Genomic DNA, 2,303 nt, shown 5'->3' with positions numbered 1-2,303 from the left:
TGTCAACGCCGTGTTAATTTTCCCCAAAAGTGCCGAAGTAAAATTCCCCACTACGGCGGTTGCGGCGATCAGCCGGTTTCAGTGATCGGCGCCTCCATTCTGGTTTTTCGGTGGCCGTCCGCGGCGCTTGGGCGGTGGCGGCGGAGCGATGGGGGCGTTCGCCCTGACATGCTCGGGGATGAGGTCGGCATGGGCGCGTAGCCGGTAGCTGGCCCCTTCGATCTGGATGACGACAGCATGGTGCAAGAGGCGATCCAGCAGGGCTGTCGCGACGACCGGATCGCCGAACACCTCGCCCCATTCGGCGAAGCCGCGGTTCGAGGTCAGGATCATGGCGCCTTTCTCGTAGCGGGCGTTGACGAGCTGGAAGAACAGGTTGGCGCCGCCGGTCGTGATCGGCAGATAGCCGATCTCGTCGACGATGAGCAGCGCGGCCCGGGCATAGAACCGGATCTTTTCGGGCAGTCGTCCCTCGCGTTCGGCCTGGTTCAGCGCGGTGATCAGTTCCGCGAGTGTGGCGCGGTAGACGCTTCGCCCGGCCTTGACCGCCGCGACGCCGAGCGCAGTTGCGAGATGGCTCTTGCCGGTGCCCGGCGGCCCGAGGAAGTGAACGACCTCGGCGCGCCGGATGAAGTCGAGCTGGACCAAGGCCGCGATCCGATCTCGGTCGAGCGAGGGCTGGAAGCGGAAGTCGAAGCCTTCGAGCGTTTTGACCGGCAGCAGCTTGGCCGTGCGCAGGGCGACGTCGATCCGGCGCGTCTCGCGGGTCGCATATTCCTCGCTGAGCAGCCCGTCGATCGCCTCGATCGCGGTGATCTCGCCCGTCTCGAGCTGCCGTATGGTGTGATCAAGCGCCTCCAGCGCACGCGGCATCTTCAAGCCGACAAGGGCGCCGCGGATACGGTCCAAAAGATCGGTCATGATGGCGCCCCCGTAGCGGCCAGGCGTCGGCCAACCGCATCATAGAAGTCGAGCGGCCGCCGTAGCCCTTGCGATGACGGCGGCGGGGCCGGTTTCTTCGGCGGTGTCTTGCGATGGGTGGGGTCGACCCGGCGGCAGGCCTTGCCTTCCAGAACCGGATGGCAGGCGATCAGGTGCCCGTCTTCGAAGATCCGAAGCTCCTCGGCGTGATGCTGGACCTCGAGTGTCCGGCGACGGGTCGTGTCGGGCACGGAATAGAAATTGCCACCGACCGAGATCATCCCCTCCTTGCTCACGCGCCGTTCTACGGTGAGGACGGCGCTGTAGGGGATCACCGGGAGCGGCTTCAGACTGGGCTGTTCTTCGGTGAAGGCCGCGTCCACCACCCGTCGGGTCGTGGCATGAACCCGGGGATTGGCGATCTCGGTTCGCCAGGCCTCGAACTGGGTGTTGAGATCGTCGATGTTGCGGAATGTGCGGGCCAGGAAGAAGTCTTGCCGGATGTAGCGGAAGGGCCGCTCTACCTTGCCCTTGGTCTTTGCTCGATACGGCTGGCAGGCCCGTGGCACCGCTCCGTAGTGGTTCAGTAACGCAACCAATGCGGCATTGTAGGTGACCACTCCGGCCTCGTCTTCGCCAATCACCGCCGTCTTCATCCGGTCATAGAGGATCTCCTCTGGCACGCCGCCGAGAGCAGCGAAGGCCGCGATGTGGCAGCGCAGCACCGATTGCAGGTTCTGACTGGCAACGAACCTGCCCCAAAGCCAGCGACTATGGCCGAGCACCAGCGAGAACAGCCAGACCTTGCGAACCACGCCCGGCTTGTCGGTGAACTCCACCGTGAACTCCGCGAAGTCGACCTGGGCCTGCTTGCCGGGTGGGGTTTCGAACCGCCGCTCGAACGGGGCGTGCCGCGCCGGGCGCACCTCGCGCAGGAAGTCCGTCACCGCGGTGTAAGCGCCTTCATAACCCAGCTCCCGGATCTCGCGTAAAAGCCGCGCGCCGCTGAGATCGGGAAAGGCCCGAACGCGTTCCTGCAGGTAGCACTCATAGGGCTCGATCACCCGTGCCCGTGGTTGGCGCGGCCCGTAGACCGGAGCTTCCAGCCCCAGCTCGAGATACTTCCGCACCGTCTTCCGGTCGCAGCCAACCTTCCGCGCGATCGCGGTGATGCTGAGACCCTGGTTCTTCAAATTCTGGATCAAGACGATCTCCCTCAGTCCTATCACCTGCCTGCCCCTGTCGCTCTCCGTTCGGAGCATCAGGCCTGTGTCCCGCGACAGTGCCAATTCCGAATAGATGAAGTTCGGAATTGGCACTGACGCTCACGTCTGGGGAAAATTCAAACGGCGGTTTCGGGGAGATTACGTCCGGCGGTTACA

The 2,303-nt window shown here is 64.4% G+C and carries 2 protein-coding genes; both read right to left on the bottom strand.

Annotated elements, in window-relative coordinates; all coding sequences use genetic code 11:
- Positions 1-78: 78 nt before the first annotated feature.
- Complete coding sequence (istB, locus tag BMI87_RS21760; RefSeq protein ID WP_078523537.1) at positions 79-921, bottom strand: IS21-like element helper ATPase IstB; 843 nt, start codon at positions 919-921, stop codon at positions 79-81.
- Positions 918-2,150: an IS21 family transposase gene (istA, locus tag BMI87_RS21755; RefSeq protein ID WP_078523536.1), complete on the bottom strand. Its 1,233-nt coding sequence runs from the start codon at positions 2,148-2,150 to the stop codon at positions 918-920. The genes istB and istA overlap by 4 nt, the downstream gene beginning before the upstream one ends.
- Between the last annotated feature and the right edge of the window lie 153 nt (positions 2,151-2,303).

The sequence above is a fragment of the Thioclava sp. F28-4 genome (genome assembly GCF_002020045.1).
Taxonomy (GTDB): Bacteria; Pseudomonadota; Alphaproteobacteria; order Rhodobacterales; family Rhodobacteraceae; genus Thioclava; species Thioclava sediminum.
This window is presented reverse-complemented; position numbering and strand designations above follow the sequence as displayed.